This window comes from Xanthobacter sp. DMC47 (assembly GCF_056313845.1).
The window spans coordinates 1,755,580-1,779,404 of record NZ_JBQUZM010000001.1; the positions used below are offsets into that span (position 1 = coordinate 1,755,580).

Below are 23,825 nucleotides of genomic sequence, written 5' to 3' on the forward strand. Positions count from 1 at the left end.
GTCCGATCAGTCTTGCCCGGAGGTTAATTTCAGCGCCAGCTCTGCTTCGCGGGCAAACGGCCCCTGCCCCCGCAGCTGGAATTTGCGTGCCCGCGCAAGGCCATGGGTGCCGAAACGCACGCGCACCGCCTCCTCCACCCACTTGTGTTCCTGCGCCGCGCGCTGCGTCGCGCGGCGGCCGTCGGCGTCGAGGAAAGCACCATGGGCCGCGACGGCCGCCTCGAAGGCCTCAAGCCCCTCCCCGGTCGCCGCCGACAGGCGGATCACCGGAACGGCCCAGCCGACGGAGGCGGAGCCCGCCAGCGACAGCGCTCCCGCCACCTCGGAAGCAGCGCGGCGGGCGACCTCGGCCATGTCGGCCTTGGTGACGACGATGATGTCCGGCAATTCCATCACGCCCGCCTTCATGAACTGAAGGCTGTCGCCCGAGGCCGGCTGGATGCACAGCACCACCGTGTCGGCGACGAGGGAGATGTCCGCCTCCGATTGGCCGACGCCCACGGTCTCGACGATCACCAGATCGTAGACGGCGCGCAGCAGCACCACGGCGGCGATCGAATCATCCGAAAGGCCGCCGAGGCGGTCACGGGCCGCCATGGAGCGGACGAACACGCCACGGTCATCGGGATCGGTCTTCATGCGGGCCCGGTCGCCAAGCAGTGCGCCGCCGGTGCGCCGCGACGACGGGTCCACCGCCAGCACCGCCACGGTGCGTCCCGCCGCACGGGCACGGCGCACCAGCGCATTGGTCAGGGTCGATTTGCCCACGCCGGGCGGGCCGGTGAGGCCCAGCACCTCGGCCTTGCCGGCGCGGGCCGCGGCATCGAGCAGCGCCACGAGGTCGGGCTGTCCTCGGGCCGTCTCCACCAGCGCCAGCGCACGGGCGACGGCGCGTTTGCCGCCGGCGGCCAGCGTGGCGAGATCGGGCACAAGGGAGGTGCGCGTGCGGTCTGGTGCGGCGGTGGAAGCGGGCTCGGGCGGCATTGCGCCAATCTAGCTGCCGCAGTGCGGGAGGCAACTCGCCGCGTTTGCGCGCCAACGGAAAAAGGCGCCGGCAAAAGCCGGCGCCTCTCCCACTGATCGGATCCGTGCGGGGGAACGGAACCGATCAACAGTCCTGAAAATGGAGGATCAGCCGCAGTAGCCGCGGGACACCTTCACAACGTTGCCGTTGGTCTGGCGCAGGTAGCAGCGGCCGTTGTTGCCCCAGAAGTAATAGGCGCGGCGCTGGTCCTGCTGGTTGCCGATGATGGCGCCGGTAGTGCCGCCGATGATGGCGCCGGCCGCGACACCGCCGGCATTGCCCGTCACCGCGCCGCCGATCAGCGCGCCGGCCGTGCCGCCGATGAGCGCACCACCAACCGTGTTGTTCTGGGCGCTGGCGGTGACGGTCGAGCCGGCAACGAGGGCGCCGGCCAGGGAAAGGGCGGCGAAAGTGCCGAGAACGGCATTACGGGTCGACATCTTGATCCTTTCCGCATCCGCCGGGCGTCAGCCCGCGGCGTGCTGCGATGGCACCTGATCTAGCAAAGGCCACATGAACGCCAGATGAGCGGGCTGTTCGGGCATCGTGCAGCTTCGTTCATGGTTCTGAACCGGGCAAGCTGCGCCGTAAAGACCCACTTCCGTTGCGGGTCCCCGCGACGACGAGGAACACCTCTTGCATCGGCAAGGCGCTCCGGTGCAGGCTCGCGCCCCCGGGACAAACCGGCTCACAGCTTCGTGTTCAGGACAGGTCAATGAGTGAACGCAACCCCTTCGGCGGGACCATTACCCACCTCTCCCCGTCGGAGGTCCGACAGGGTCTCGCCGACGGCAGCATCCTTCTCGTGGACGTGCGGGAGCCGAACGAGATTCAGGCAGAGCGCATTCCCGGCGCGGTGAATTTCCCGCTGAGCACCTGGAACCCGGCGACCTTGCCGGACCCGGCCGGCAGGCGCCTCGTGTTCTCCTGCCGTTCTGGCCAGCGCTCCCAGCAGGCCGCCGCGGCCGCCCAGAAGGCGGGCCTTGCCTATGAGGAGCACATGAAAGGCGGCATCATCGGCTGGCGCGAGGCCGGTTTCGACGTCGAGCGCGGCTGACGCGCGCACGTCGACGACCCTCCGGCACGCCGGAGGGTCCGATGGTCACAGACGCAATGCGGCCGCTCAGGCGGTCGCGGCGTCCAGCTCGGCGATGATGGCCTTGCCCATCGCCTCGGTGCCGATGGTCTCCATGCCCGGGGCGGCGATATCGCCCGTGCGCTTGCCGGAGGCGAGCACGCCCGCGATGGCCTGCTCGATGCGATCCGCCACCGCGCCCTCGTTGAACGAATAGCGCAGCGCCATGGCGAGCGAGCCGATCATGGCGATGGGGTTGGCGATGCCCTTGCCGGCGATGTCCGGAGCGGAGCCGTGCACCGGCTCGTAGAGCGCCGCGCGCTTGCCGGTCGCCGCATCCACCGCGCCGAGGGAGGCGGAGGGCAGCATGCCGAGCGAGCCGGTGGCCATGGCGGCGAGGTCGGAGAGGATGTCGCCGAAGAGGTTGTCGGTGACGATCACGTCATACTGCTTGGGCCAGCGCACCAGCTGCATGGCGAGCGAATCGGCCAGCGCGTGCTCCAGCTCCACGTCCTTGTAGGCGCGGGCGTGGAGGTCGGTCACCACCTGCTTCCAGAGCACGCCGGAGCGCATCACATTGTGCTTCTCGGCGGAGGTCACCTTGTTGCGGCGCGTGCGCGCCAGCTCGAAGGCCACGGCGGCGATGCGCTCGATCTCGTAGGTGTCATAGACCTGCGTGTCGATGGCGCGCTTCTGGCCGTTGCCGAGATCGGTGATGGTCTTCGGCTCGCCGAAATAGACGCCGCCCGTCAGCTCGCGGACGATGAGGAGGTCGAGCCCCTCAACCACCTCGCGCTTGAGGGAGGAGGCATCCGCCAGCGCCGGGTAGCAGATGGCGGGACGCAGATTGGCGAACAGCCGGAGATCCTTGCGCAGGCGCAGCAGGCCGGCTTCGGGGCGCGCCTCATAGGGCACGTCCGCCCACTTGGGGCCACCGACCGCGCCGAGCAGGATGGCGTCGGCGCCCTTGGCGCGCACCATGGCATCCTCGGAGATGGCGACGCCGTGCGCGTCGTAGGCGCAGCCGCCGACCAGATCCTCCTCGATGGCGAAGGAGGCGAGGCCCGCCTGCTCCAGCCACTTCGCCACCCGTTTCACCTCGGCCATGACTTCCGGGCCGATGCCGTCGCCGGCGAGAAGAAGGAGCTTGTGGGTGGCCATGGGTGGATTCCTCGGGTCTTGATTTACGCTGCGGCATCACGCCGTTTTTGGGTCGCCCTGAGGGCGGCGGCTCGGCGCGGAGTGCTAGGGCCTCGCTGGGCCGATGGCAAGGAGGAACACGCCGGCCCGCGGTCTTCAGGCCCCTTTCACGAAGGCCGCGAAGGCTTGCGCATAGTCCTTGTGCCAGCGCGACAAAGGCGGGCGGTTCTCGATGATGTCGCCGGCCGCCCAGGCGATGCGCTTCTCGTCGAGCCCGCGGGGCACATCATTGTCCGGGCAGAGGATATAGAAATCACCCTCCCCCAGCTTCTCCAGCAGGAAGTCGACGGTCTGCGCAGCCGTCCAGGCCCCCGCCGGCTTCTCGGTCCGCCCGCCTGCCGCCAGCGGGGTGAAGACGAAGCCGGGAATGAACAGCCGCGCCGAGATCCGGCAGTCCGGCGTGTTGCGCAGTTCGTGTTCCAGCGCCTCGGTGAAGGCCTTCACGCCGGCCTTGGACACATTGTAGGCGGGATCGCCCGGCGGGGTGGTGATGCCCTGCTTGGAGCCGGTGTTGATGATGAGGCCCGGCCGGCCCCGCGCGATCATCTTCGGCCCGAACGCGCGGCTGCCGTGGATGATGCCCATCAGGTTCACGCCCAGCACCTTCTCCCAATTGGCGAAGGGGCCGAAGATGGCGCTGCCCGGCTGCACGCCGGCATTGTTCATGAGGAGGTCCGTGCCGCCGAAGCGCCCGTCGACGATCTCCTCCAGCCGCGCCAGATCCTCCGGCCGGCTCACATCGGTGGCAACAGCGAGAACGTCCCCGGCCCCACCCGTCGCTACGGCCGCCACCTGAGCGGCGGCGACGTCAAGCTTTTCGCCCGGCAGGTCGGCAAGGACGACCTTCAGTCCGCGCGCGGCAAGCTTTTCCGCTGCGGCAAGGCCGATGCCGGACGCGCCGCCGGTGATGACGGCGACAGCGCCGGAGGACAGCGCGGGATGGGTCATGGCAGGTCTCCGTTCAGGTTCGCGCGGTCAACGCCTTGTGGCCACGAAGGCTCCGCCGACGATGAGCGCGCAGGCGACCGCCAGCGAGAGGGAGGGCGCCGAGAAGCCGGTCGCAACCAGCAACAGCGTGGATAGCACCGGCGCCGCATAGGAGGCGACGCCCAGCAGGCGCACGTCGCCGCGCTTCATGCCGATGTCCCAGGTGTAGAAGGCGAGGCCCACGGGCCCGATGCCGAGCAGCACCACCGCCACCCACTCCGCCGCCGAGGCAGGCCACACGGTCTCCTCCCATGCCACATGGCAAAGGGCGGCGAGCACCGCCGTCGCAAGGCAGAAGCCGGCCACCGCCTGTGTCGGCACATCGGCGAAATGGCGCGAGGCGACCGAATAGGACGACCAGATGAAGGCGCAGGCGAAGGCGGCGAGATAGCCGGGCAGGAACCGCATCTCGATGCCGGAAAAGCCGCCCTTTCCGGCGAGCAGCACCACGGTGCCGGCAAAGCCCATCAGCGCGCCGATCACATGCACGCGCCTGAGCCCGCCGCCCGGCAGGAAGGCCGAGAGCAGTACGATCAGCAGCGGCCACAGATAGGCGATCAGCCCCGCCTCCGCCGCCGGCGCCAGTTTCAGGGCAGTGAAATACAGGAAATGGTAGCCGAACAGCCCACCCACGCCGTGCAGATAGGCGAGCGGGCGCTGCTTGAGCACGGAAAGCCCCGGCCCGGCCAGCGCCGCGCCCAGCCCTACCGCCCCACCTATCCCGAAGGTGAGCGCGGTGAGCAGAAAGGGCGGCACCTTCCCCGTCGCCGCCGTGAAGAAGGCGAGCGTCGCCCACAGCAGGATGGCGAGGAAGCCGATGCGGGTCGCCGTGGCGGATGACATCGGGCGATCAGGGGCCGAGAAGGTCGATCAGCGCCGGGATCAGCGGTTCGTCGGCGGGCGGCATGGGAATGTCGCGGAGGCGTCCGGGCCGGAGCCATTGCAGCGCCTGATGCTCCTTTTTCTGGATCACACCCTCCCAGCGGCGGCAGATCCAGAGCGGCATCAGGAGATGGAAGGTCTCGTAGGGGTAGCTCGCGAAAGTGAGGGGGGCGAGGCAGGCCTCCTTCACTGTGATGCCCAGCTCTTCCTGCAACTCGCGGATCAGCGTCTCCTCCGGCCGCTCGCCGGGCTCGACCTTGCCGCCGGGAAACTCCCACAGCCCCGCCAGCGCCTTGCCCTCCGGCCGCTGCGCCACCAGCACGCGGCCGTCGCCGTCGATGAGGGCGCAGGCGGCGACAAGGGTGATCTTCACGAGCGGTAGTCCCCATTGATCGCCACATATTCCTTGGTCAGGTCGCAGGTGAGCACCCGGTCGGTGCCGCGCGCCAGGCCGAGGTCCACGGTGAGATCGATCACCGGGTTCTTCATGTATTCGGAGACCGCCGCCTCGTCGTAACCGGGATCGCGGGCACCCTCGTGGGCAACGCGGATGTCGCCGAAGGAGATCGAGAGCAGGTCGCGGTCGGCCGGCTCGCCAGCCTTGCCCACCGCCATCACCACGCGGCCCCAGTTGGCGTCCTCGCCGGCCACCGCCGTCTTCACCAGCGGCGAGTTGGCGATGGACATGGCGATGCGCCGCGCCGACTTGTTGGAGACCGCCCCCGTGACCGTAATGCGCACCAGCTTGCGGGCGCCCTCGCCGTCGCGGGCCACCTGCTCGGCGAGGTCGGCGAGCAGCTCGGTGAGCGTGCGCTTGAAGGCCTTCAGCGCGGGATCGTCGATGTCCTTCACCGTCTTCGCGCCACGCTCCTTGGCGGCGCCGGTGGCGAACAGGAGGAGCGTGTCGGAGGTCGAGGTGTCGCCGTCGATGGTGACGGCGTTGAAGGTGGTCTTCACGCCCTTGGAAAGCAGCTTCTGCAACACGTCGGCGGCAATCGGCGCGTCGGTGAAGACGAAGGAGAGCATGGTCGCCATGTCGGGGGCGATCATGCCCGCGCCCTTGGCGATGCCGTTGATGGTCACCGGCACGTCGCCCAGCAGAACGGTGGCGGTGGCGAGCTTCGGGAAGGTATCGGTGGTCATGATGGCCCGCGCGGCATCAAGCCACGGCCAGTCGACCAATTGGCCCGCCGCGCTGGTCAGGGCCGCCTCGAACTTGCTGGCGTCCAGAGGCTCGCCGATGACGCCGGTGGAAGCGAGGAACACCTCGGTGGGCTTGCAGCCGAACGCCTTCGCGGCAAGGTCGGCGGTGAGGCTCGTTGCCTCCCGCCCCTTCATGCCCGTGAAGGCGTTGGCATTGCCGGAATTCACCACCAGCGCCCGCGCCTTGCCCTTCTTCAGCAGCTCACGGCACCATTCCACCGGAGCGGAGGGGCAGAGCGAGCGGGTGGTGACGCCCGCCACCGTGGTGCCGGGCTCGAACGCCATGGCCAACACGTCGGTGCGGCCCTTGTAGCGAATGCCCGCCGCCACCGTGGTGAAGGTGACGCCCGGCACGGGCTTGAGCTCGGGCACGAACGTCGGCGCGAGGGGAGACACGGTGGTCGACATGGGCAATCCCCGTTGATGGCGCGCCACCTGTGCCGCAGCTTCAGGCGATAGGCAAGGGCGCCGGCAGCCACATCTGGACGGGTGTCGGCAAACTAGCCGGCCCCGCCATCGCCCTCAGACCTGCGCGCCGAGCGCCGCAAGCGCCGCCTTGGCCACCTCCACGTCCTCGCTTCCCTTGCCGGAGCCCACACCGATGCCACCGACGCACACACCATCGAGCATGATCGGGAAGCCCCCTTCCAGATTGGTGAGCCGGCCGCCGGAGGCGATGGCGAGCTTCAGCTCCAGCGCCGGATCAAGTCGGCTCGTGGGCTGGCGGTGGGAGGCGGCGCTGATGGCCTTGGAGAGAGAGGTCTCCCGCGACAGCAGCTTCGCCCCGTCCATACGCACGAAGGCGAGGAGATTGCCCCCCTCATCCACGATGGTGATGTTCTGCGGCACTCCCATCTCCTCCGCCCGCGTCACGGCAGCGGCAAGCGCGATCAGGGCTCCGGCATGGGTGAGCTTGGCGGCGGGACGGGTCAGCGGCTTCTGCTCGGTCATCATGGCTCCTTTCAACGGGTGATCCAGTCGGCGGCGGGACGGCTCAGCAGTTCGGCGAGGCGGGCCAGCATGGCGTCGCACTGGGCCAGCTCATCCCGCCCCACCCATTCGTCTGCCTTGTGGGCCCGGGCGATGTCGCCGGGGCCGCAGACGAGGGTGGGAATACCCGCTTCGGAATAAAGCCCCGCCTCGGTGCCAAAGGCGATGGTGCCGGGAGGACTATTGTCACCGCACAGACGCGCCACCGCGGCGGCCTCGGGAGCGCTCGCCGCCGTTGCGAGCGCGGGGTAGGAGGAAAGCTCCTCCACCACCAGAGCCGCCTCCTCCGCCTCGGCCTTGAGGGCGGCGCGCGCCTCCGCCACCAGCGCCTCGATGCGGCGCAGGATGGTGGGGGTGTCAGCGCCGGGAATGCTGCGCAGCTCGAACTCGATCACCGCCTTGTCCGGCACCACGTTCAGCGCCCCGCCACCATGCAGCGAGCCGATGTGCAGCGTCGCATAAGGCGGGTCGAAGGCCTCGTCCCGCGCCCCGTTGCGCAATTCGTCAGCAAGGTCCGCGAGGCGCGCGGCGAGGCGGGCGAGCGCCGTCACTGCGTTGGCCGCGCGGTGCGGCAAGGCGGAATGGCCGGTGCGGCCGGTTGCGGTGACGCGCCAACCGGTCTTGCCCTTGTGGGCGCGCTTCACCTTCATGCCCGTCGGCTCGCCGACGATGCATAGGAGCGGTGGCACCGGCAGGGCGGCCAGCAGCGCCACGAGATCGCCCGCGCCCTTGCAGCCGATCTCCTCGTCATAGGAGAGCGCGACATGCACCGGCGTCTCCAGCGCAGCTGCGGCGAAGGCGGGCAGCGCGGCGAGGACGCAGGCGACGAAGCCCTTCATGTCCGAGGTGCCGCGCCCGTAAAGGCGATCCCCCCGTCGGGTCAGTGCGAAGGGTTCGCTGGTCCAGGGCTGGCCTTCGACGGCCACCACGTCCGTATGGGCGGAGAGCACCACGCCGGGCCGGTCCTCGGGTCCGATGGAGAGGAGCAGCGCCGTGCGGTCCCCGGCTGCGTTGGGCAGATGGCGCACGCGGGCGAACGGCGCGGCAATCTCGGCGATGCGCGCGACGATCTCGTCATTTTCCGTATCGGTCACCGAAGGAACGGAAATGATTTTCTCAAGTATTTCTTCCGTAGATACTTGCATCTCTAGGCCATGATCTCTAAAAATTCATCGAAAAGGAGACGGGAATGACGTATTCCATCGCCGCCCACTGCCCCGAAACGGGCGCCTTCGGCATCGCCATCACCTCGTCCAGCATCTGCGTTGCCAGCCGCTGCGCGTGGGTCAGCCCGCTCGGGCTCGTGACGACGCAGAACGTCACCGACCCCGCCCTCGGCCCGGCCGGCCTTGCTCTGCTGCGGCAGGGGCTCGGCGCCGGGGGCGTGCTGTCCACGCTGCTCGCCGGCACGCCGGAGCCCGCCTTCCGGCAGGCCAGCGTCATCGACCGCTACGGTCAGGTGGCGTGGCATTCGGGGGCCGAGGCCCTGCCCATCGCCGCGGCGGCGCAAGGCCCCGGCTGCATCGCGCTCGGCAACCTGCTGGTGAATGACGGCGTCCCCGCCGCCATGCGCGATGCCTTCCTCGCAGCGGCGGGCCTGCCGCTCGCCGAGCGCCTCATGCGCGGGCTGGAGGTTGGGCTTGCCGCCGGCGGCGAGACGGGGGACGAGCACGCGGCCGGCCTGCACGTGGCGCGCACCTATGACTGGCCCGTGGTGGACCTGCGCGTGGACTGGCAGGAGGACCCCATCGGCGCGCTGCGCAGCCTGTGGGATCGCTATGCGCTGGAGCAGCCGGCCTTCGAGAGCCGCGCGCGCAACCCCTCCTCCGCCCCGGCCTTCTGACGGCGAACACGGCGCGCCGGACCAGAACCGGCGCGCCGCAATGTCAGGCGACATCGGACGCGAACGCCACCGCGTCGGCGGGCGAGAATTCGAGCGCCACGCGGGCCCCCGCCGGCCAGCGCGTGGAGGCGCCGTGCCCCGGCACGCGCACCGTGACGCGGCCACCGCGCGCGGCCGCGACATCCACCAGCACGTCCACGTGCGAGCCCTGATAGACATGGGTCGCCACCGTGCCGGAGACGAGCCCCTCCCCTTCCGCGATGCGCACCGCATCAGGCCGCACGAACAGCTCGACCGGCGCGCCGGGCGCGACCCCTTCCAGCGTGTCCGCCCGCACGCTGAGCCGCCCCTCGGCGATCAGCACCGTGGCGGTCTCGCCGATGCGCCGCTCCAGCCGGCCGGGCAGAACGTTCACGTCGCCCACGAAGGAGGCAACGAACGGGTCGAGCGGGCGGCGATAGATTTCGTCCGGCGTGCCCACCTGGCGAATGCGCCCCTGCGACATGACGGCGATGCGGTCCGACATGGACAGCGCCTCGCTCTGGTCGTGGGTGACGAAGATGGTGGTGACGCCGAGCCGGCGCTGGATTTCCTTCAGCTCCACCTGCATGGCGCCGCGCAAATTCTTGTCGAGGGCCGAGAACGGCTCGTCCAGCAGCAGCACCTTGGGCCGGATGACGAGGGCACGGGCCAGCGCCACGCGCTGCTGCTGGCCGCCGGAAAGCTGGCGCGGCTTGCGCTCGCCGAAGCCGTCGAGCTTCACCAGCGCCAGCGCCTCCGCAACGCGCTGGTCGACCTCGCGCTTCGCCACGCCGCGCATCCTGAGACCATAGCCGACATTCTTCGCGACATTCATGTGGGGGAACAGGGCATAGTTCTGGAAGACGACGCCGATTTCGCGATCATAGGGCGCGGTCTCGGTCATCAGCCGGCCGCCGACGAAAATCTCGCCGCCGTCCGCTTCCAGAAAGCCGGCGATGAGATTGAGCAGGGTGGTCTTGCCGCAGCCGGACGGTCCGAGCAGCGTCATGAACTCGCCCTCGGCGATCTTCAGCCAAGCCTCGTGCAGCGCTGTGGCATCGCCGAAGCGCTTGGTGACGCCGTCGATCTGGACGCCGGCGACGCGCGCGGCAGCGTCCGCGACAGGCGCGGAGGCGGCGGGGGAGACAGGCTCCCGGGGATCGATGCGTTCAGCGGACATGCTCAACGTTCAGAACCTTTCCGAGGCCGAGGAAGGCGTTAGCGATGGTCAGAAGCAGCGCCGTGACCACGATGTAGATGACGGACAGAGCCGCGAGCGTCGGATCGGCATATTCGCGGACGTAATTGTACATGGCCACCGGCAGGGTCTGTGTCGCCTGCGCGGTGACGAACAGCGAGGCGGTGAACTCGTTGAAGGAGAGGATCGCCGCAAACAGCCAGCCGGAGAACAGGCCCGGGATCAGCAAAGGCAGCGTCACCGTGAAGAGTGCCCGGCCGGGTTTGGCTCCGAGGCTCGCGGCGGCGAGTTCCAGCCGGCTGTCGAGATTGCGCAGCGACACATAGACCGAGCGCATCACGAAGGGCAGCACCAGCACCACGTGGCAGACGACGACGAGCGTGAAGGTGCGCGTGGCATGGATCTGCGCCGCGAGGATCAGGAAGCCGAGGCCGATGGTGAAATGCGGAATGACCAGCGGCGAGGTCAGCACCGCCTCTAGCGCCATCTTGCCCCGAAAGCTGTAGCGGTCGAGGGCGAATGCGAAGCCCGCCCCCACCACGAGCGCGATGGACGAGGCGAAGGCGGTGATGATGAGACCGTTTCGAAAGCCTTCCGAGAAATCCCGGTAGGAGAAGGCCCGCGCGAACCAGCGCGTGGACCAGGCCTGCGGCGGGAAGGACAGGATGGCGCGATCGTTGAAGGCCGAGATGCCCACCACCACCGCCGGCAGGATGATGAAGGCCACCACCAGCCACACCACGCTCCAGCCGGCGATGGCGAGGAGGCGCTCGCCGGCCTTGGCGGAGATGAGGCGCTTGCGCGGAGCGGACATCAGTGGGCTCCGATCTTTTCCAGCGGCTTGATGGCCTGCTTCGCCATGGCGAGCACCGCAAAGGTGAGCGCGAGGCCGGTGACGGACAGGGCCGCCGCGAAGGGGAAATTGAACGAGGCGAAACCAAGCTGGTAGACCAGCGTCGAGATCATGCTCACCTTGCCGCCGCCGATCATCTGCGGCGTGGCGAAGGCGGAAAACGTCCAAGCGAAGGCGGTGGAGACGCCCGCCACCACGCCCGGCATGGAAAGGGGAAGCGTCACGGTCAGGAACGCCTTCACCGGCCCCGCGCCGAGAGAGGTCGCGGCCTTTTCGTAGTCGCGGTCGATGTGCGAGAGCGCGGCCGAGAGCATGATGACCATCACCGGCAGGGTTACATGAACGAGGGCGGTGACGACGCCGAAGGTGGTGAACATCATCTGTATCGGCCGGTCGATGATCCCAAGGCCCTTCAGCACCGAATTGATGAAGCCGGTGTTGCCCAACACGATGATCCAGGAATAGGTGCGCACCACCTCGCCGAGGAAGAGCGGCGTCACGGCAGTGATGAGCAAGAAGGATTTCAGCGCCACGTTCCGCGTCCTCACCAGCGCGAAGGCGAGCGGATACGCCACCACCAAAGTAATGAGCGCGGTGAGAAGGCAGATCCACACGGTCTGGATGAACACCTGCGCGTAGAGCGGGCGCAGCAGCGCGAAGAAATTGTCCAGCGTGAGCCCGCCCGGATTGAGCGAACCCGGCACATAGGCACGGAAGGCATATTGCAGGATCGCCGCCAGCGCCGCCGCGGAGGCTATGGCCGCCAGCGTCGCGGGCGCGACGAACAGGGCGAGGAAGGGGCGCTTGTTCACGGCTCTCGCTCTTGGTTTTGTCGGAAGCACCCCGGTGGAGGCAGGGAAGATGAAAGGGGGATCATCTTCCCTGCCCGCCGCGCTACGGAGCCGCGTCCGGGTCAGGGCAGTCTAACGGAAGCGGTTGTCCGCCTCACCTGCCGATCATTTCGCGATCATGTTTTCCGAGAACCACTTGCGCCATTCGGCGGTCTTTTCCGCGCGGAGCTTGTGGTCGATGATGATGGTCTCCTTGTCCCACTGCTCAGCAGTGGTGAAGACGCCGGGAAGCTTCGCGGTCTCCGGGCTCACCTTGGCGCCGAGCACGGTGGGCGAGCCCTTCTTCAGCTCGGCGATCTTGCCCTGCACCTCGGGATCGAGCGCGGTGTTGATGAACTTCTCCGCCAGCTCGCGGTTCTTGGAGCCCTTCATGATCGCCATGGTGTCGATGCCTAGCACGCCACCCTCCTTCGGGATGACGAGCTTGATCGGGACGCCCTGCGCGATCATGTAATAGGCGTTCATGGAAAGCATGATCTGCACAGGCGTCTCACCGGTGGCGATGAGCTGCTGCGAGTTCGCGTCGTTGGTGTAGAAGGCCTTGAAATTGGGCTTCAGCGCCAGGAGCTTCTGCTCGCCCTTCTGCCAGTCCGCCGGCGAGCCGCCAGCCAGCAGGGCCGAGACGGCGATGATGTGGCTCGGGTCGAAATCAGGCGCCGCCAGCATGCCCTTCAGCTCGGGATTCCAGAGGTCTCCCCAGGAGGAGAAGGTGATGTTCTTCGGGGTCAGGTCCGGCCGGTAGCCGATGGTGTAGACATAGGCCCAGGCGCCGATGTGATAGGGGCTCACCTTGGCCTGCGGCACCAGCTTCGACGCGTTCGGGATCTTCGAGAGATCGAGGGCCTCGAACAGATCGTCGTTGGCGTAGAGCCAGCCCACATGGGCGGTGGTGAAGGTTATGTCGCTCTCGGGCGAGCCCTTGGCGAGCTTCGCCTTGTTCAGCCGGTCGATGGTGCCGCCGGTGATGTATTCCACCTCGACGCCGGTATCTTTCGTGAACTTTGAGGCGATGGCCTCGGCGATGAGGTCGCGGAAGCTGCCGCCCCACGTGCTCACCACCAGTTTTTCCGCCGCGCTCGCCGGGCCCGCCACGAAGGCGGCCAGCGCGAGCCCGAGGGCAACGATCTTGCCGTTCATCCGTCTCTCCTCTGGATCCGCCTTCTGGCGGTTTCTTTTCGTGTGACCGCGAAGGTCGCCGATACGTAAATCTACGTAATTCGGATGATGATGGAAGCAAAAAATGCCTGCGTACGGCGATTTTTATTTTTAAAATCAATATGTTATCGAACAAACACAAATATTCCCCGCGCCGTTTGCGGCGCGAGGAAAACGGGACGCGGCGTGCCGCTGCAACGCGTGGCGACGCCTCAGGCGCGCTCGGACGGGATCTCCGCGATGATGTCGATTTCCATCAGGTATTCAGGCTTGGCGAGACCCTGCACGATGATGCCGGTGGAGACCGGGAACACGCCCTTCAGCCACTGGCCCACCACGCGATAGACCGGCTCGCGATAGGCCCGGTCCGTGATGTAGATGACGATCTTCACCACGTCCTCGAGCTTGGCACCGGCTTCTTCCAGCAGCACCTTGGCGCAGGCCATGGCATTCTCGGCCTGCGCCGCGGCGTCGCCCACGCCGACGATGTTTCCGTCGAGGTCCATGGCCGTCTGGCCACGGAGATAGACGGTGTTGCCGGCGCGGACCGCCATGCACACGTCGTTGTCGAGCTTCTGCTCGGGATAGGCTTCCTTCGTGTTGAAGGGGCGGATGCGGGTATGGGTCGGCACGGTTCTGGGCCTCATGCAGCGGTCAGGCGCCGGTAGGCGCGGTTGGCGTAGAGCAGCGGCTCGGCCTCGCCCTCGAGGCCGTGGACGGCGGTCACGGCACCGACGACGATGCGGTGCGTGCCATAGGCGTGATGGGTGGCAAGGCGGCAGTCGAAGCTCATGAGCGCGCCATCGAGCACCGGCGCGCCGCTCTGCGCGGCCCGCCAGTCCGCGCAGGCGAACTTGTCGTCGCGAAACTGCGGCACCTGCCCGGCGAACGTGTCGGAGACATGCGACTGGTGATGCGCCAGCACGTTGGCGACGAACACGCCGTTGGCCTCGATCACCTTCAGCGCGTTGCTCTGCTCGTGGATGCAGAGAATGACCGAAGGGGGCTCCATGCAGAGCGAGGCGAGCGAGGAGACGGTCAGGCCAGCCCGGCCCGCCGGACCATCCGTGGCGATCACCGCGACGCCGGACGCCATGCGCCGCATGGCCTCGCGGAACAGGCCCGCATCAACGGGAGAGATATCGCCGACCGCGCTCATTTCAGCGAGCCTTTGACATTGTCCGAGAGTCCCGCCGTCTTGCGCACGAAGTCGAGGGGACCGGAAAAATCGAAGCTCTTGTAGACCGCCGCCAGGTGGTTGAAGTGCGGCGCCTGCGCAAACTGCACGAAGGCGAGGCGGTGGCCGGCATAGTCCGAGGAGACGAGATCGCGGGCGAAGGCGAGGAGCTTCCTCCGGTCCTCGGACTCCCAATTGTCGTTGAGCGTGTAGAACTTCTTCAGCCACTCGGCGGTGCCCTCGGCCTCGAAGGCGGCGACGTTCGGCGTGACGCAAATCTGGCCACCGATCAGTTCGCGGGTGGCGTGCATCATGGTCGGCAGCTGGGAGCAGGCGAGCACGCGGCCGGCATAGAGGATGGACTGGTTGGGCATCAGCAGCCCGGCCGGGCTCTTCTCCGCCAGCGCGATGGAGGCGGTGAGGTGGGCGTTGATGCCCTCGCGATAGACCGCGAGATCCGCCAGCTTCTCCTGCACCGACTGAAGCTTGTCCAGGCCGGTCTGCTTGGCGTTCCAGAGCGCCGCGCCGATCATCATGTCGGCCACGTAGAGGAGGCGCAGGACATAGGGATACGCCGAATAGCGGTGCAGCGTGCCGCGCACGAACTGGGCGGCCTTGGTGTAGCGATAGAAGAAGACGTCTTCCCAAGGGATCAGCACGTCATCGAACACCACCAGCGTATCCACCTCGTCATAGCGGTTGGCGAGGGGATAATCCTTCGGGTTCGAGCGGCCCGCGAAGGAGGAGCGGCAGATGTGCTTCACGCCGGGCGCGCCCATCTTCACGATGCAGCCCAGCGCGTAGTCGCTTTCCTTCTCGTCCGTCCAGGCGCCCACGGTAGGCTTCAGATAGGCCTGGTCGGCATAGGCAGCGGCGGTCTCATATTTGGCGCCGCGGATGATGATGCCGGCGTCCGTCTCCTTGGTGACATGCACCATCATGTCCGGGTCGCGCTCGGAGATGTGGCGGGAGCGGTCGCCCTTGGGGTCGGTGTTGGCAGAGACGTGGAAGGGATCTTCCTCCACCACGCGCTTGATGTGGTTGTCGATGTTGGCGGCGAAACGGGGATCGATCTCCGCCAACATGTCGCGCCCGTCCTGCAGCGACCACATCTCGCCGATGGTCTCGTCGCCGACGCGGGTGACGACGCCGCCCACGTCCTTCAGCAGGATGTCGACGCCCTTGCGCTTGGCGTCCCAGTGCGCGGTCTCGGTGGGCGGCTGATGGAAGACGGAATGCACCGCATTCTCTTCCACATAGGTCAGCGCCGGCGCGGTCGCCTCCTCGTGGTGGAGGTCGTACATGCGCGCCTTGATGTCGACGATGGGCTTGAAGGCGGGATGGGTGGTGACGTCGGAGACGCGCTCGCCGTCGATCCAGATCTCGCGGCCGTCGCGCAGGCCTTCCTTGTACGCGGCACCGGTCCTGATCATCACGCCTGCTCCCGAATTGGTCATGCCCACGATTGGAGCAAGAGTGGGGGATGCCGCAGGATCGATAAAATATTTTATCTTTGGCGAAAAGATTGGCTTTTCTGATCCAGATCAATGCGCGACACTGGCCCCTCACTGGAGCCCCGCCCGTGACCAAGCCGAACCCTGCCGGCGATACCCCTCGCCAGAGCCTTTCCGCTGCCCCCTTGGGTTCGGGGCGCGCGCGATGAACGTGTCGCTGAGGGCGTTGCGATACGTGGTGGCGGCCGCCGATCTCGGAAACGTCACGGAAGCCGCGCGCCAGCTCAATGTTTCGCAGCCGTCCATTTCCGCCGCTATCGCCCAGACAGAGGCGGAGCTGCGCATCCCGCTCTTCATCCGCCATCATGCGCGCGGCATCTCGCTGACGCCCGCCGGCCAGCGTTATGTGAACGAGGCCCGCCATCTCCTCGCCCACGCGCGCGATTTCGCCCAGAGCGCGCAGGCGCTGGGCGATACGCTCAGGGGAGAAATCTCGCTCGGCTGCTTCCTCACCATCGCGCCGCGCTTCATGCCGGCCCTGCTGGCCCGTTTCGCGGAGGTGCAGCCGGGCATCACGGTGAAGCTGGAGGAAGGCGACCAGAAGGAGATATTCGACGGCATCCTGTCCGGCCGGTTGGAGATCGCCGTGTCTTATGGCTATGCGGTGCCTGAGGATTTTTCCGGCGAGCTGTTGATCGACCTGCCGCCGCTGCTCGTGCTCGCCGCCGACCATCCATTGGCGAAGAAGCCGGTCGTGTCGCTGCGGGACGTGGCCGACGAGCCCTTCCTGCTCTACGATCTCCCGCACACGCGCGACTATTTCTTCTCGCTGTTCGATTCCTGCGGCATCACCCCGCGCATCGCCTATCGCTCACGCTCCTACGAGCTGATCCGCGGCCTCGTGGGCCAGAAGCGCGGCTACACGCTGCACAACGCCTCGCCGCGCACCACCATGGCCTATGACGGCAGCCGGGTGGCCGTGCGGCCGCTCAAGGAGCAATTGGCGCCGGTGCGCGTCATGCGCTTGTCCCTGCGCCGCCAGCCCATGCGGCCGGCGGTGGAGGTGTTCGCCCGCTTCCTCGCCGACGCCTTCTCGCCCGGCGGCATGTTCGCGCCGGGCTCCATTGCGCCGGATATGGATTAGGCCGCCTCAGCCGCCGATCTTCTTGCCGGCGGTCCAGCAATCCTGCACCGCACCGATGGCCTGGCCGGCGTCAGTCATGTCCCAGTCGAAAGTCTTGCCGGCGATCTTGAGCGAGACCTTGCCGCCCTGCCGCAACCCGTTCAGCACGTCGTCGGTGATGAACACGCGCTCGCGCACGCCGGGCTGACTGGCGACCAGCTCCACCGGCTGCGACGCCTTGCCGATCTCCAGCGATCCGGAGACCTTGCTACCCGGCTTCAGGCTAAGGTCCGGGAAGGCGATGGCCCACTTTCCGTTGGGATAATAGAGAAGCCCGACGATGCCGCCCGCCGTCTTGGTGACGCCCCGGCAGAGGAAGAACTTGCCATCGTCCAGCACGGTCTCGACCTTCCATTGGCCGAAAGCGCGGAACTGGGTATTCGTCTGCTTGCCCGCCTCGGCTGCACCTGCGGCCAGCACCACGGCCGCCACGATCGCAATCCCACGCAAACGCATGTCATTCCCCTGTTTAGGCGATGGTCGCCGCGTCCAACCGGGCGCGAGCTAGGCCTTGACCCGGAGTTCGAGTCAAGGCGCACCTCATCTGCAAAATTTGCCGTCATCGTGTCGGACGCAGCGACGGCGCGGCGTCCTCGCACCATCGAACCCCGAAGGAGAGCGTCATGCGCGTGATGGTAATCGTGAAGGCGACGGCCGACAGCGAGGCCGGACTGATGCCCGCACCCGAACTGCTGGAGGCCATGGGCAATTTCAACGAGGAACTGGCCAAGGCCGGCATCATGCGCGACGGCGCCGGGCTGAAGCCGTCCAAGCTGGGCAAGCGCATCGGCTTCGATGGCGCCTCCCGAATCGTCATGGACGGCCCCTTCGCCGAGACCAAGGAGCTGATCGCCGGCTATTGGCTGTGGGAGGTCAAGGACATGGAGGAGGCCGTCGCCTGGGTGAAGCGCTGCCCCAACCCCATGCCCGGCCCGAGCGAGATCGAGATCCGCCCGCTCTACGAGATGGAAGATTTCGGCGACGCCGTGACCGAGCAATCGCTGGCGCCGCACGAACGGGCGCGGGAGATCCTCGAAGGCCGCGACGGGGCTCAGTAGCCCCGTGCCGGGTCCACCTGGTTCAGCACCTCCGCGCCCGCCTCCACCCGCCGGATGTTTTCCGCGATCTGCGCGGAAGCGCTGGCGGGGATGGCGATGGAGGCGAGGTGCGGCGTCACCAGCACATTCTCCATGGCCCAGAGCGGGCTGTCAGTGGGCAGCGGCTCCACCTCGAACACGTCGAGCGTGGCCTCCGCAATGGCGCCGGAGCGCAGCGCCGCGATCAATGCCGCCTCATCCACCACCGGCCCGCGGGCGACGTTGATGAACTTCGCCCCCTTCGGCAGAAGGGCGAGGCGCCCGGCGTCGAGGAGGTGGCGCGTCTCGCCGGTCAGCGGCAGCATGACGACGAGGATGTCCGCCTCGGCGAGGAAGCCCGGCAGCGCACCGGCCCCATGGCAGGTCTTGACGCCTTCGAGCTGCTTCGGCGAGCGGGACCAGCCCCGCACGTCGAAGCCGTGCCGCACCAACTCCAACGCGGCCGTGGAGCCGAGTTCGCCGAGGCCCAGCACGCCAACACGGATCTCCCCCGCCGTGCGCGGATGCACATAGTGCCACCGCCCTTCCCGCTGCGCCCGCTCGAAGGTCGGGATCTCGCGGGCATGGCGCAGCACGCAGAACAGGACGAAGGACGCCATCATCTGCGACATGTTCGGGTCGGACAGGCGGGTGATGGGCACGTCGGGAAGATCATCCCGGGCGACCAGCGCATCGACGCCCGCGCCGAGATTGATGACCAGCCCGAGGTTGGGAAAGCGCGCGAAGAACCCCTGCGGCGGCTTCCAGACGAGGGCGTAGCGCACATCCGCGGGATCGCCGTCCACCGCACAGGTCGCCACATCTGCGATCCGCACATCGAGGCCCGGCACCGCCGCCTGAAGCGCGGCCTTCCACTCCCCATGATCATCGAAGGCGCTGTAGAACACCAACGCCCCGCGCGAAGTCGCTGTCACTTGCCACCCTCCTTGCGCGCGCCGGCGAGCTTCGCCGCGGCGCCGATGGCAAGCTCGTAGCCCAGCGCGCCGAGCCCCGCCACCACGCCGGTGGCGGCCTTCGACACGAAGGAGTGGTGCCGGAAGGGTTCGCGCTTCCAGATGTTGCTCATGTGGGTCTCGATGATCGGCCCATCGAAGGCGAGCAAAGCATCCAGGATGGCGATGGACGTGTAGGTGAGGCCGGCGGCGTTGATGACGATGGCATCCGCCTTCAGCCGGGCCTCCTGAATCCAGTCCACGATCTCGCCCTCGTGGTTCGACTGGCGAAAATCCAGCGACACGCCGAGCCCGGCCGCATGGGCGAGGCAGCGCTCGCGGATCGCCGGGAAGCTCTCGCGCCCGTACGTGCCGGAGGGATCGAGGCCGTAGAGGTTGGCGTTGGGTCCGTTGAGAAAAAAGATCGTCAGGGCCAAGGGGGTCGTCCCGATGTGAGAGGAGGCCCAAGCGTCGCGCCGCAAGGGCCGCGCCGCCAATCGGAAGATGGAATGAGCGGGATCGGCTTTTTTGATCGACCGTATTGGGGAACCGAAGCGCGGCCACAGCGTTTTCAGGCTGCACCTTGGAGTGGGCCACAGAAAAATGACATTTGGGGAAGCCCAGCCGATGGCGGAGCCGGTTCCTCTCACCGTGCTGCTGGTCGAGGACGATGCGCTCGTGCGCATGGTAACGGCAGCCGAGTTGCGTTCCGCCGGACTGCTGGTGATCGAGGCGGTCTCCGCGGAGGAGGCGCATCATGCGATCATCGCCGGCCTGCATGTGGATGTCGTGTTCTCCGACGTGCACACCGAGGGCGCGCTCGACGGATATCAATTCGCCCTCCTGCTCAAGAGCGAGCGGCCGAACCTGCCGGTGATCCTCACCTCCGGCCAGTTCGACCGATCGGTCGCGGCCGTGGTGGCGCCCTTCCTTGCCAAGCCCTACCGGGTCGAGAGCGTGCTGCAGATCATCCAGGCCCAGCTTCAGGGGAAGGCAGGTTCATAAACCCGGATCGAGAAAGGCGACTGATGAACGACAACCGTCCGAGTGAACTCCCGCCCGTCGTGCTCGTGGTCGAGTCCGACATTCTCGTGCGCCATGTGATCGCGGAATATCTGCGCCATTGCGGCTACGAGGTGCTGGAAGCCGCGACGGGTGCCGAAGCCGAAATCATCCTGGAAGTCGAAGCCGAGCGGGTGGAGGTGGTGCTGGCCGATGCCAATGCCACGGGAGATCGCGAGGGCTTCGCCCTGTCCCAGTGGCTGCGCGAGGCGCATCCGAAGATCGACGTGATCCTCGCCGGCTCCACCGCCATGGCGGCCGCCCACGCCACCAACCTGTGCGAAGACGGGCCGGGCGTCGACAAGCCCTACCAGCCCCAGCAGATCGTCAACCGCATCAAGTGGCTGAAGTCGCGCCGCGACAAAGGCCGCTGATCCCGTCTCCCATCCATTTCGCCGAAACGAAACGGGCGGCCGCTGGGCCGCCCGTTCGCGTTTATGCCGGTCGATCCGATCACTCCGCCGGAGCGGGATGGGACGGCGGCGGCGCTTCCGCCTCGCGGCGGCGGCCGAGGGACGCGATCCACTGGGCGAAGACGTAGAACACCGGCGTGAACACCAGGCCGAACAGCGTCACGCCGATCATGCCCGAGAACACGGCCGTGCCCAGTGCCTGCCGCAGTTCGGCGCCGGCGCCAGTAGCCCATACCAGCGGCACCACGCCGAGGATGAAGGCGAGCGAGGTCATCACGATGGGCCGCAGGCGCAGCCGCGCCGCTTCCACCGCCGCCTCGCGCCGGCCATGCCCCTGATCCTGCAGTTGCTTGGCGAACTCCACGATCAGGATCGCATTCTTCGCCGCGAGACCGATGAGCACGATGAAGCCCACTTGGGTCAGGATGTTGTTGTCCTGCCCCCTCAGGATCACGCCGATCAGCGCCGCGACAAGACACATGGGCACGATGAGGATGACCGCCAGCGGCAGTGTCAGGCTCTCGTACTGCGCGGCCAGCACCAGGAAGACGAACACCACGCCCAGCGCGAAGGCGAAGATGGCCGTGTTGCCTGCGCGCTGCTGCTGGTAGGCGAGCGCCGTCCATTCATAGGAGAAGCCCTGCGGCAGTACCTTGGCCGCCAGCTCCTGCATGATCTGGATGGCCTGGCCCTGCGAGTAGCCGGGGGCGGGCGAGCCGTCCAGCTCGGCGGTGGGATAGAGGTTGTAGCGCGGCACGCGGTAGGGGCCGGAAATGTCGCGCACGGTGGTGAAGGAGCCGAGCGGCACGGTCTGCCCGTTGGCCGAGCGCACCCGGATGGAGAGCACGTCCTTGGGATCGAGCCGGAACGGCGCATCCGCCTGCGCCTGCACCCGGAAGGTGCGGCCGAACAGGTTGAAGTCGTTGACGTAGGACGAGCCGATATAGGTCTGCAGCGCCGAGAACACGTCGGCGATGTTGATCTGCAGCAGTTGCGCCTTCTGCCGGTCGATATCGAGGAACAGCTGGGGCGTCGAGGTCTCGAACAGGGAGTAGACCTGCATCAGCCCCGGCGTCTGCGCCGCCGCGCCCATCATGGCGTAGGTGGCGTTGCGCAGGGCGAGGAGGCCCGCGCCGGAGCGGTCCTCGAGCATCATGCGGAAGCCGCCGGCATTGCCGATGCCCTGCACGGGCGGCGGCTGCACCACGATCATCTGCGCTTCCTGGATGGACGCCACCTTGCCGAACAGCACCTTCTGGATGGCTGCCGCACTCTGCTCGGGGTGCCCCGCGCGGGAGGTGAACGGATCGAGGATCACGAACATGGCGCCGGCGTTGGGCGCGTTGGTGAAGGTGGCACCGGAGAAGCCGGCGATGTTGACGATGTGGCCGACGCCGGGCGTGCCCAGCACCAGATCGCCGGCGCGCTTCATCACGTCTTCCGTGCGCTGCATGGAGGCGCCCGGCGGCAGCTGCGCGACGACGATGAGATAGCCGCGGTCCTGCTGCGGGATGAAGCCCTGCGGCGTGGTGGCGAACAGCCAGCCGCCGAAGCCGACGATGCCGGCATAGACGATGAGGACCAGCGCGACGAACCGCACGAGGCGGGCCGTCATCCAGGCATAGCCGTTGCCGACCTTCTCGAAGCCCCGGTTGAAGAGGCCGAAGAAGCCAACGATGGGCCGGGCGTACCACGCCGGCTTCTCGTGCTTCGACCGGTGCGGCTTCAGCAGCAGCGCGCACATGGCCGGCGAGAGCGTCAGCGAGACGAGGAGCGAGATCAGCGTCGAGCCGGCGATGGTCAGCGCGAACTGGCGGTAGAACTCGCCCGAGATGCCGGTGATGAAGGCGGTCGGCACGAACACCGACGACAGCACCAGCGAGATAGCGACCAGCGCCCCGCCCACCTCGTCCATGGTCTTGTAGGCGGCATCGCGCGGGGAGAGTCCGGCCTCGATGTTGCGCTCCACATTCTCCACCACGACGATGGCGTCATCCACCACGATGCCGATGGCGAGCACCAGTCCGAATAGGGACAGGTTGTTCAGAGAGAAGCCGAACAGCGCCATGACGAAGAAGGTGCCGATGAGCGAGATCGGGATGGCAAGGATGGGGATGATCGCCGCCCGCCACGTCTGCAGGAACAGGATCACCACCAGCACCACCAGCACGATGGCCTCGCCGATGGTGTGGACCACCGCATCCACCGACTGCTGAATGAACTCGGTCGGGTTGTAATAGATCGCGTACTTCAGGCCTGCCGGGAAGGTCTTGCCGATGCGGGCCATCTCCGCCACCACGGCGTTGCCGGTGGCGAGCGCGTTGGACCCCGGCCGCTGGAAGATGCCGAGGTTGATCGAGATGTCCTTGTCGAGGAACGACGTGGACGCATAGTCCTGCGCCGCGATCTCGACCCGGCCCACGTCCTTCAGCCGCACCAGCGCCTGGTCGGTCTGCTTGATGACGATGTCGGCGAACGCCTGCGGGTCGGAGAGACGGCCGAGGGTGCGCACGGCGATCTGGAACGCCCGCTGGTTGGGCACCGGCGGCTGGTTCAGGATGCCCGAGGCCACCTGCACGTTCTGCGCCTTCAGCGCCTGAACTACGTCGGTGGTGGTGAGGTTGAGCGCCGAGAGCCGGTCCGGATCAAGCCAGACCTGCATGGCATATTCGCGCGAGCCGAACACCGTGATGGAGCCGACGCCGTCGATGCGCGACAGCACGTCCTTCACCTCGATATTGGCGAAGTTCGAGATGAACAGCGGATCGCGCGAGCCGTCCGGCGAGTAGAGGCTGACCACGAGGAGGAGGTCGGGCGAGGCCTTCGCCGTCACCACGCCCACCTGCTGCACCTCGGCCGGCAGGCGGGGGGCGGCGATGGCGACGCGGTTCTGCACCTGCACCTGGGCGATGTCGAGGTTGGTGCCGATGTCGAAGGTGACGGAGATGGAGAAGCGCCCGTCCGCCGTCGAGTTCGACGACAGATAGATCATCTTCTCGACACCGTTGATCTGCTGCTCGATGGGCGCGACCACGGTCTCGGCGACGATTTCCGCCGAGGCGCCGGGATACTGGCCCGTCACCGTGATGACGGGCGGGGCGATGTCCGGATACTGGGCCACCGGCAGGCGCAAGTAGGAGACCGCGCCGAGGATGATGACCACCACCGACACCACCGAGGCGAAGATGGGACGGTCGATGAAGAAGTGGGAGAAGCGCATGCGGG

General features: G+C 67.4%; 26 protein-coding genes. 6 read left to right on the top strand and 20 right to left on the bottom strand.

The genetic code is table 11. The features are described 5' to 3' along the window. Window positions 1-6 precede the first annotated feature (6 nt). Together meaB and ACT54R_RS08100 are read right to left on the bottom strand one after the other, a co-directional pair. Window positions 7-984, bottom strand: a complete 978-nt coding sequence (gene meaB / locus ACT54R_RS08095; protein WP_476325212.1) for a methylmalonyl Co-A mutase-associated GTPase MeaB — start codon at window positions 982-984, stop codon at window positions 7-9. Between the two features lie 147 nt (window positions 985-1,131). After that, the gene (locus ACT54R_RS08100) at window positions 1,132-1,464 is read right to left on the bottom strand and encodes a glycine zipper domain-containing protein (protein ID WP_476325214.1); all 333 of its coding nucleotides are present in this window, start codon (window positions 1,462-1,464) and stop codon (window positions 1,132-1,134) included. Between the two features lie 275 nt (window positions 1,465-1,739). Here ACT54R_RS08100 and ACT54R_RS08105 point away from each other — a divergent pair, with 275 nt between their 5' ends. Next, window positions 1,740-2,081, top strand: coding sequence for a rhodanese-like domain-containing protein (locus ACT54R_RS08105; protein WP_476325216.1), 342 nt, complete (start codon window positions 1,740-1,742; stop codon window positions 2,079-2,081). A gap of 66 nt (window positions 2,082-2,147) precedes the next feature. Here ACT54R_RS08105 and leuB read toward each other — a convergent pair whose 3' ends face one another. The 7 genes from leuB to argE all read right to left on the bottom strand — a co-directional run bounded on the left by leuB (window position 2,148) and on the right by argE (window position 8,506). Continuing rightward, window positions 2,148-3,260, bottom strand: a complete 1,113-nt coding sequence (gene leuB / locus ACT54R_RS08110) for a 3-isopropylmalate dehydrogenase (protein WP_476325218.1) — start codon at window positions 3,258-3,260, stop codon at window positions 2,148-2,150. A 135-nt stretch (window positions 3,261-3,395) separates the two neighbouring features. After that, complete coding sequence (locus ACT54R_RS08115) at window positions 3,396-4,247, bottom strand: SDR family NAD(P)-dependent oxidoreductase (RefSeq protein ID WP_476325220.1); 852 nt, start codon at window positions 4,245-4,247, stop codon at window positions 3,396-3,398. A 27-nt stretch (window positions 4,248-4,274) separates the two neighbouring features. After that, window positions 4,275-5,129 (bottom strand): aromatic amino acid exporter YddG, encoded by an 855-nt coding sequence (gene yddG / locus ACT54R_RS08120; RefSeq protein ID WP_476325222.1) that lies wholly within the window; start codon window positions 5,127-5,129, stop codon window positions 4,275-4,277. 7 nt (window positions 5,130-5,136) lie between these two features. Then, window positions 5,137-5,541, bottom strand: a complete 405-nt coding sequence (locus tag ACT54R_RS08125; RefSeq protein WP_168462312.1) for a (deoxy)nucleoside triphosphate pyrophosphohydrolase — start codon at window positions 5,539-5,541, stop codon at window positions 5,137-5,139. Continuing rightward, window positions 5,538-6,779 (bottom strand): bifunctional glutamate N-acetyltransferase/amino-acid acetyltransferase ArgJ, encoded by a 1,242-nt coding sequence (gene argJ, locus ACT54R_RS08130; protein WP_476325224.1) that lies wholly within the window; start codon window positions 6,777-6,779, stop codon window positions 5,538-5,540. The genes ACT54R_RS08125 and argJ overlap by 4 nt, the downstream gene beginning before the upstream one ends. 114 nt (window positions 6,780-6,893) lie before the next feature. Further along, a complete protein-coding gene (locus ACT54R_RS08135) occupies window positions 6,894-7,322 on the bottom strand; it encodes a GlcG/HbpS family heme-binding protein (RefSeq protein ID WP_476325226.1) in 429 nt (142 codons plus the stop codon). 11 nt (window positions 7,323-7,333) lie between these two features. Then, window positions 7,334-8,506, bottom strand: a complete 1,173-nt coding sequence (gene argE / locus ACT54R_RS08140; RefSeq protein WP_476325228.1) for an acetylornithine deacetylase — start codon at window positions 8,504-8,506, stop codon at window positions 7,334-7,336. A 44-nt stretch (window positions 8,507-8,550) separates the two neighbouring features. On the opposite strand from argE, the gene ACT54R_RS08145 reads away from it, so the two are divergent. Beyond that, window positions 8,551-9,204: a DUF1028 domain-containing protein gene (locus ACT54R_RS08145; RefSeq protein WP_476325230.1), complete on the top strand. Its 654-nt coding sequence runs from the start codon at window positions 8,551-8,553 to the stop codon at window positions 9,202-9,204. A 43-nt stretch (window positions 9,205-9,247) separates the two neighbouring features. On the opposite strand, the gene ACT54R_RS08150 is transcribed toward ACT54R_RS08145, so the two are convergent. The 7 genes from ACT54R_RS08150 to ACT54R_RS08180 form a co-directional block, all read right to left on the bottom strand. After that, window positions 9,248-10,405 carry an ABC transporter ATP-binding protein gene (locus tag ACT54R_RS08150; protein ID WP_476325232.1) on the bottom strand — a complete coding sequence of 386 codons (1,158 nt, stop codon included), beginning with the start codon at window positions 10,403-10,405 and terminating at the stop codon, window positions 9,248-9,250. Continuing rightward, window positions 10,395-11,237, bottom strand: a complete 843-nt coding sequence (locus ACT54R_RS08155; RefSeq protein WP_476325234.1) for an ABC transporter permease — start codon at window positions 11,235-11,237, stop codon at window positions 10,395-10,397. Before ACT54R_RS08155 ends, ACT54R_RS08150 begins: the two co-directional genes overlap by 11 nt. Continuing rightward, a complete protein-coding gene (locus ACT54R_RS08160; protein ID WP_029556917.1) occupies window positions 11,237-12,088 on the bottom strand; it encodes an ABC transporter permease in 852 nt (283 codons plus the stop codon). Before ACT54R_RS08160 ends, ACT54R_RS08155 begins: the two co-directional genes overlap by 1 nt. 144 nt (window positions 12,089-12,232) lie before the next feature. Continuing rightward, complete coding sequence (locus tag ACT54R_RS08165) at window positions 12,233-13,264, bottom strand: ABC transporter substrate-binding protein (protein ID WP_476325236.1); 1,032 nt, start codon at window positions 13,262-13,264, stop codon at window positions 12,233-12,235. Between the two features lie 230 nt (window positions 13,265-13,494). Then, window positions 13,495-13,914 (bottom strand): RidA family protein, encoded by a 420-nt coding sequence (locus ACT54R_RS08170; protein WP_168462303.1) that lies wholly within the window; start codon window positions 13,912-13,914, stop codon window positions 13,495-13,497. An 11-nt stretch (window positions 13,915-13,925) separates the two neighbouring features. Continuing rightward, on the bottom strand, window positions 13,926-14,441 hold the full coding sequence (locus ACT54R_RS08175) for a flavin reductase family protein (RefSeq protein ID WP_476325239.1): 516 nt from the start codon (window positions 14,439-14,441) through the stop codon (window positions 13,926-13,928). Then, complete coding sequence (locus ACT54R_RS08180) at window positions 14,438-15,892, bottom strand: 4-hydroxyphenylacetate 3-hydroxylase family protein (RefSeq protein WP_476325241.1); 1,455 nt, start codon at window positions 15,890-15,892, stop codon at window positions 14,438-14,440. Before ACT54R_RS08180 ends, ACT54R_RS08175 begins: the two co-directional genes overlap by 4 nt. 226 nt (window positions 15,893-16,118) lie before the next feature. Between ACT54R_RS08180 and ACT54R_RS08185 the strand changes: the two genes are divergently transcribed. Next, a complete protein-coding gene (locus ACT54R_RS08185; protein WP_476325243.1) occupies window positions 16,119-17,057 on the top strand; it encodes a LysR family transcriptional regulator in 939 nt (312 codons plus the stop codon). Between the two features lie 6 nt (window positions 17,058-17,063). Here ACT54R_RS08185 and ACT54R_RS08190 read toward each other — a convergent pair whose 3' ends face one another. Then, window positions 17,064-17,552 carry a hypothetical protein gene (locus tag ACT54R_RS08190; protein ID WP_476325245.1) on the bottom strand — a complete coding sequence of 163 codons (489 nt, stop codon included), beginning with the start codon at window positions 17,550-17,552 and terminating at the stop codon, window positions 17,064-17,066. Window positions 17,553-17,719: 167 nt separating this feature from the next. Between ACT54R_RS08190 and ACT54R_RS08195 the strand changes: the two genes are divergently transcribed. Then, window positions 17,720-18,154, top strand: coding sequence for a YciI family protein (locus ACT54R_RS08195; protein ID WP_476325247.1), 435 nt, complete (start codon window positions 17,720-17,722; stop codon window positions 18,152-18,154). On the opposite strand, the gene ACT54R_RS08200 is transcribed toward ACT54R_RS08195, so the two are convergent. Together ACT54R_RS08200 and ACT54R_RS08205 are read right to left on the bottom strand one after the other, a co-directional pair. Continuing rightward, on the bottom strand, window positions 18,148-19,107 hold the full coding sequence (locus tag ACT54R_RS08200; RefSeq protein WP_476325249.1) for a 2-hydroxyacid dehydrogenase: 960 nt from the start codon (window positions 19,105-19,107) through the stop codon (window positions 18,148-18,150). The genes ACT54R_RS08195 and ACT54R_RS08200 overlap by 7 nt on opposite strands. Continuing rightward, window positions 19,104-19,562 carry a type II 3-dehydroquinate dehydratase gene (locus tag ACT54R_RS08205; protein ID WP_476325251.1) on the bottom strand — a complete coding sequence of 153 codons (459 nt, stop codon included), beginning with the start codon at window positions 19,560-19,562 and terminating at the stop codon, window positions 19,104-19,106. Before ACT54R_RS08205 ends, ACT54R_RS08200 begins: the two co-directional genes overlap by 4 nt. Window positions 19,563-19,752: 190 nt before the next feature. Here ACT54R_RS08205 and ACT54R_RS08210 point away from each other — a divergent pair, with 190 nt between their 5' ends. Beyond that, window positions 19,753-20,130, top strand: a complete 378-nt coding sequence (locus ACT54R_RS08210) for a response regulator (RefSeq protein ID WP_476325253.1) — start codon at window positions 19,753-19,755, stop codon at window positions 20,128-20,130. 23 nt (window positions 20,131-20,153) lie between these two features. Further along, window positions 20,154-20,561, top strand: a complete 408-nt coding sequence (locus tag ACT54R_RS08215) for a response regulator (protein ID WP_476325255.1) — start codon at window positions 20,154-20,156, stop codon at window positions 20,559-20,561. Between the two features lie 79 nt (window positions 20,562-20,640). Here ACT54R_RS08215 and ACT54R_RS08220 read toward each other — a convergent pair whose 3' ends face one another. Then, window positions 20,641-23,820, bottom strand: a complete 3,180-nt coding sequence (locus ACT54R_RS08220) for a multidrug efflux RND transporter permease subunit (RefSeq protein ID WP_168462293.1) — start codon at window positions 23,818-23,820, stop codon at window positions 20,641-20,643. Window positions 23,821-23,825 lie beyond the last annotated feature (5 nt).

Bases quoted from the DNA above. Each gene is read 5' to 3' on its own strand.
- ACT54R_RS08165 (WP_476325236.1), bottom strand. From the start codon at position 13,264: ATGAACGGCAAGATCGTTGCCCTCGGGCTCGCGCTGGCCGCCTTCGTG.
- ACT54R_RS08115 (WP_476325220.1), bottom strand. From the start codon at position 4,247: ATGACCCATCCCGCGCTGTCCTCCGGCGCTGTCGCCGTCATCACCGGC.
- ACT54R_RS08175 (WP_476325239.1), bottom strand. From the start codon at position 14,441: ATGAGCGCGGTCGGCGATATCTCTCCCGTTGATGCGGGCCTGTTCCGC.
- ACT54R_RS08150 (WP_476325232.1), bottom strand. From the start codon at position 10,405: ATGTCCGCTGAACGCATCGATCCCCGGGAGCCTGTCTCCCCCGCCGCC.
- ACT54R_RS08135 (WP_476325226.1), bottom strand. From the start codon at position 7,322: ATGACCGAGCAGAAGCCGCTGACCCGTCCCGCCGCCAAGCTCACCCAT.
- meaB (WP_476325212.1), bottom strand. From the start codon at position 984: ATGCCGCCCGAGCCCGCTTCCACCGCCGCACCAGACCGCACGCGCACC.
- yddG (WP_476325222.1), bottom strand. From the start codon at position 5,129: ATGTCATCCGCCACGGCGACCCGCATCGGCTTCCTCGCCATCCTGCTG.
- ACT54R_RS08105 (WP_476325216.1), top strand. From the start codon at position 1,740: ATGAGTGAACGCAACCCCTTCGGCGGGACCATTACCCACCTCTCCCCG.
- leuB (WP_476325218.1), bottom strand. From the start codon at position 3,260: ATGGCCACCCACAAGCTCCTTCTTCTCGCCGGCGACGGCATCGGCCCG.
- ACT54R_RS08145 (WP_476325230.1), top strand. From the start codon at position 8,551: ATGACGTATTCCATCGCCGCCCACTGCCCCGAAACGGGCGCCTTCGGC.
- argE (WP_476325228.1), bottom strand. From the start codon at position 8,506: ATGCAAGTATCTACGGAAGAAATACTTGAGAAAATCATTTCCGTTCCT.
- ACT54R_RS08195 (WP_476325247.1), top strand. From the start codon at position 17,720: ATGCGCGTGATGGTAATCGTGAAGGCGACGGCCGACAGCGAGGCCGGA.
- ACT54R_RS08220 (WP_168462293.1), bottom strand. From the start codon at position 23,820: ATGCGCTTCTCCCACTTCTTCATCGACCGTCCCATCTTCGCCTCGGTG.
- ACT54R_RS08180 (WP_476325241.1), bottom strand. From the start codon at position 15,892: ATGATCAGGACCGGTGCCGCGTACAAGGAAGGCCTGCGCGACGGCCGC.
- ACT54R_RS08100 (WP_476325214.1), bottom strand. From the start codon at position 1,464: ATGTCGACCCGTAATGCCGTTCTCGGCACTTTCGCCGCCCTTTCCCTG.
- ACT54R_RS08210 (WP_476325253.1), top strand. From the start codon at position 19,753: ATGGCGGAGCCGGTTCCTCTCACCGTGCTGCTGGTCGAGGACGATGCG.
- ACT54R_RS08155 (WP_476325234.1), bottom strand. From the start codon at position 11,237: ATGTCCGCTCCGCGCAAGCGCCTCATCTCCGCCAAGGCCGGCGAGCGC.
- ACT54R_RS08190 (WP_476325245.1), bottom strand. From the start codon at position 17,552: ATGCGTTTGCGTGGGATTGCGATCGTGGCGGCCGTGGTGCTGGCCGCA.
- argJ (WP_476325224.1), bottom strand. From the start codon at position 6,779: ATGTCGACCACCGTGTCTCCCCTCGCGCCGACGTTCGTGCCCGAGCTC.
- ACT54R_RS08185 (WP_476325243.1), top strand. From the start codon at position 16,119: ATGAACGTGTCGCTGAGGGCGTTGCGATACGTGGTGGCGGCCGCCGAT.
- ACT54R_RS08215 (WP_476325255.1), top strand. From the start codon at position 20,154: ATGAACGACAACCGTCCGAGTGAACTCCCGCCCGTCGTGCTCGTGGTC.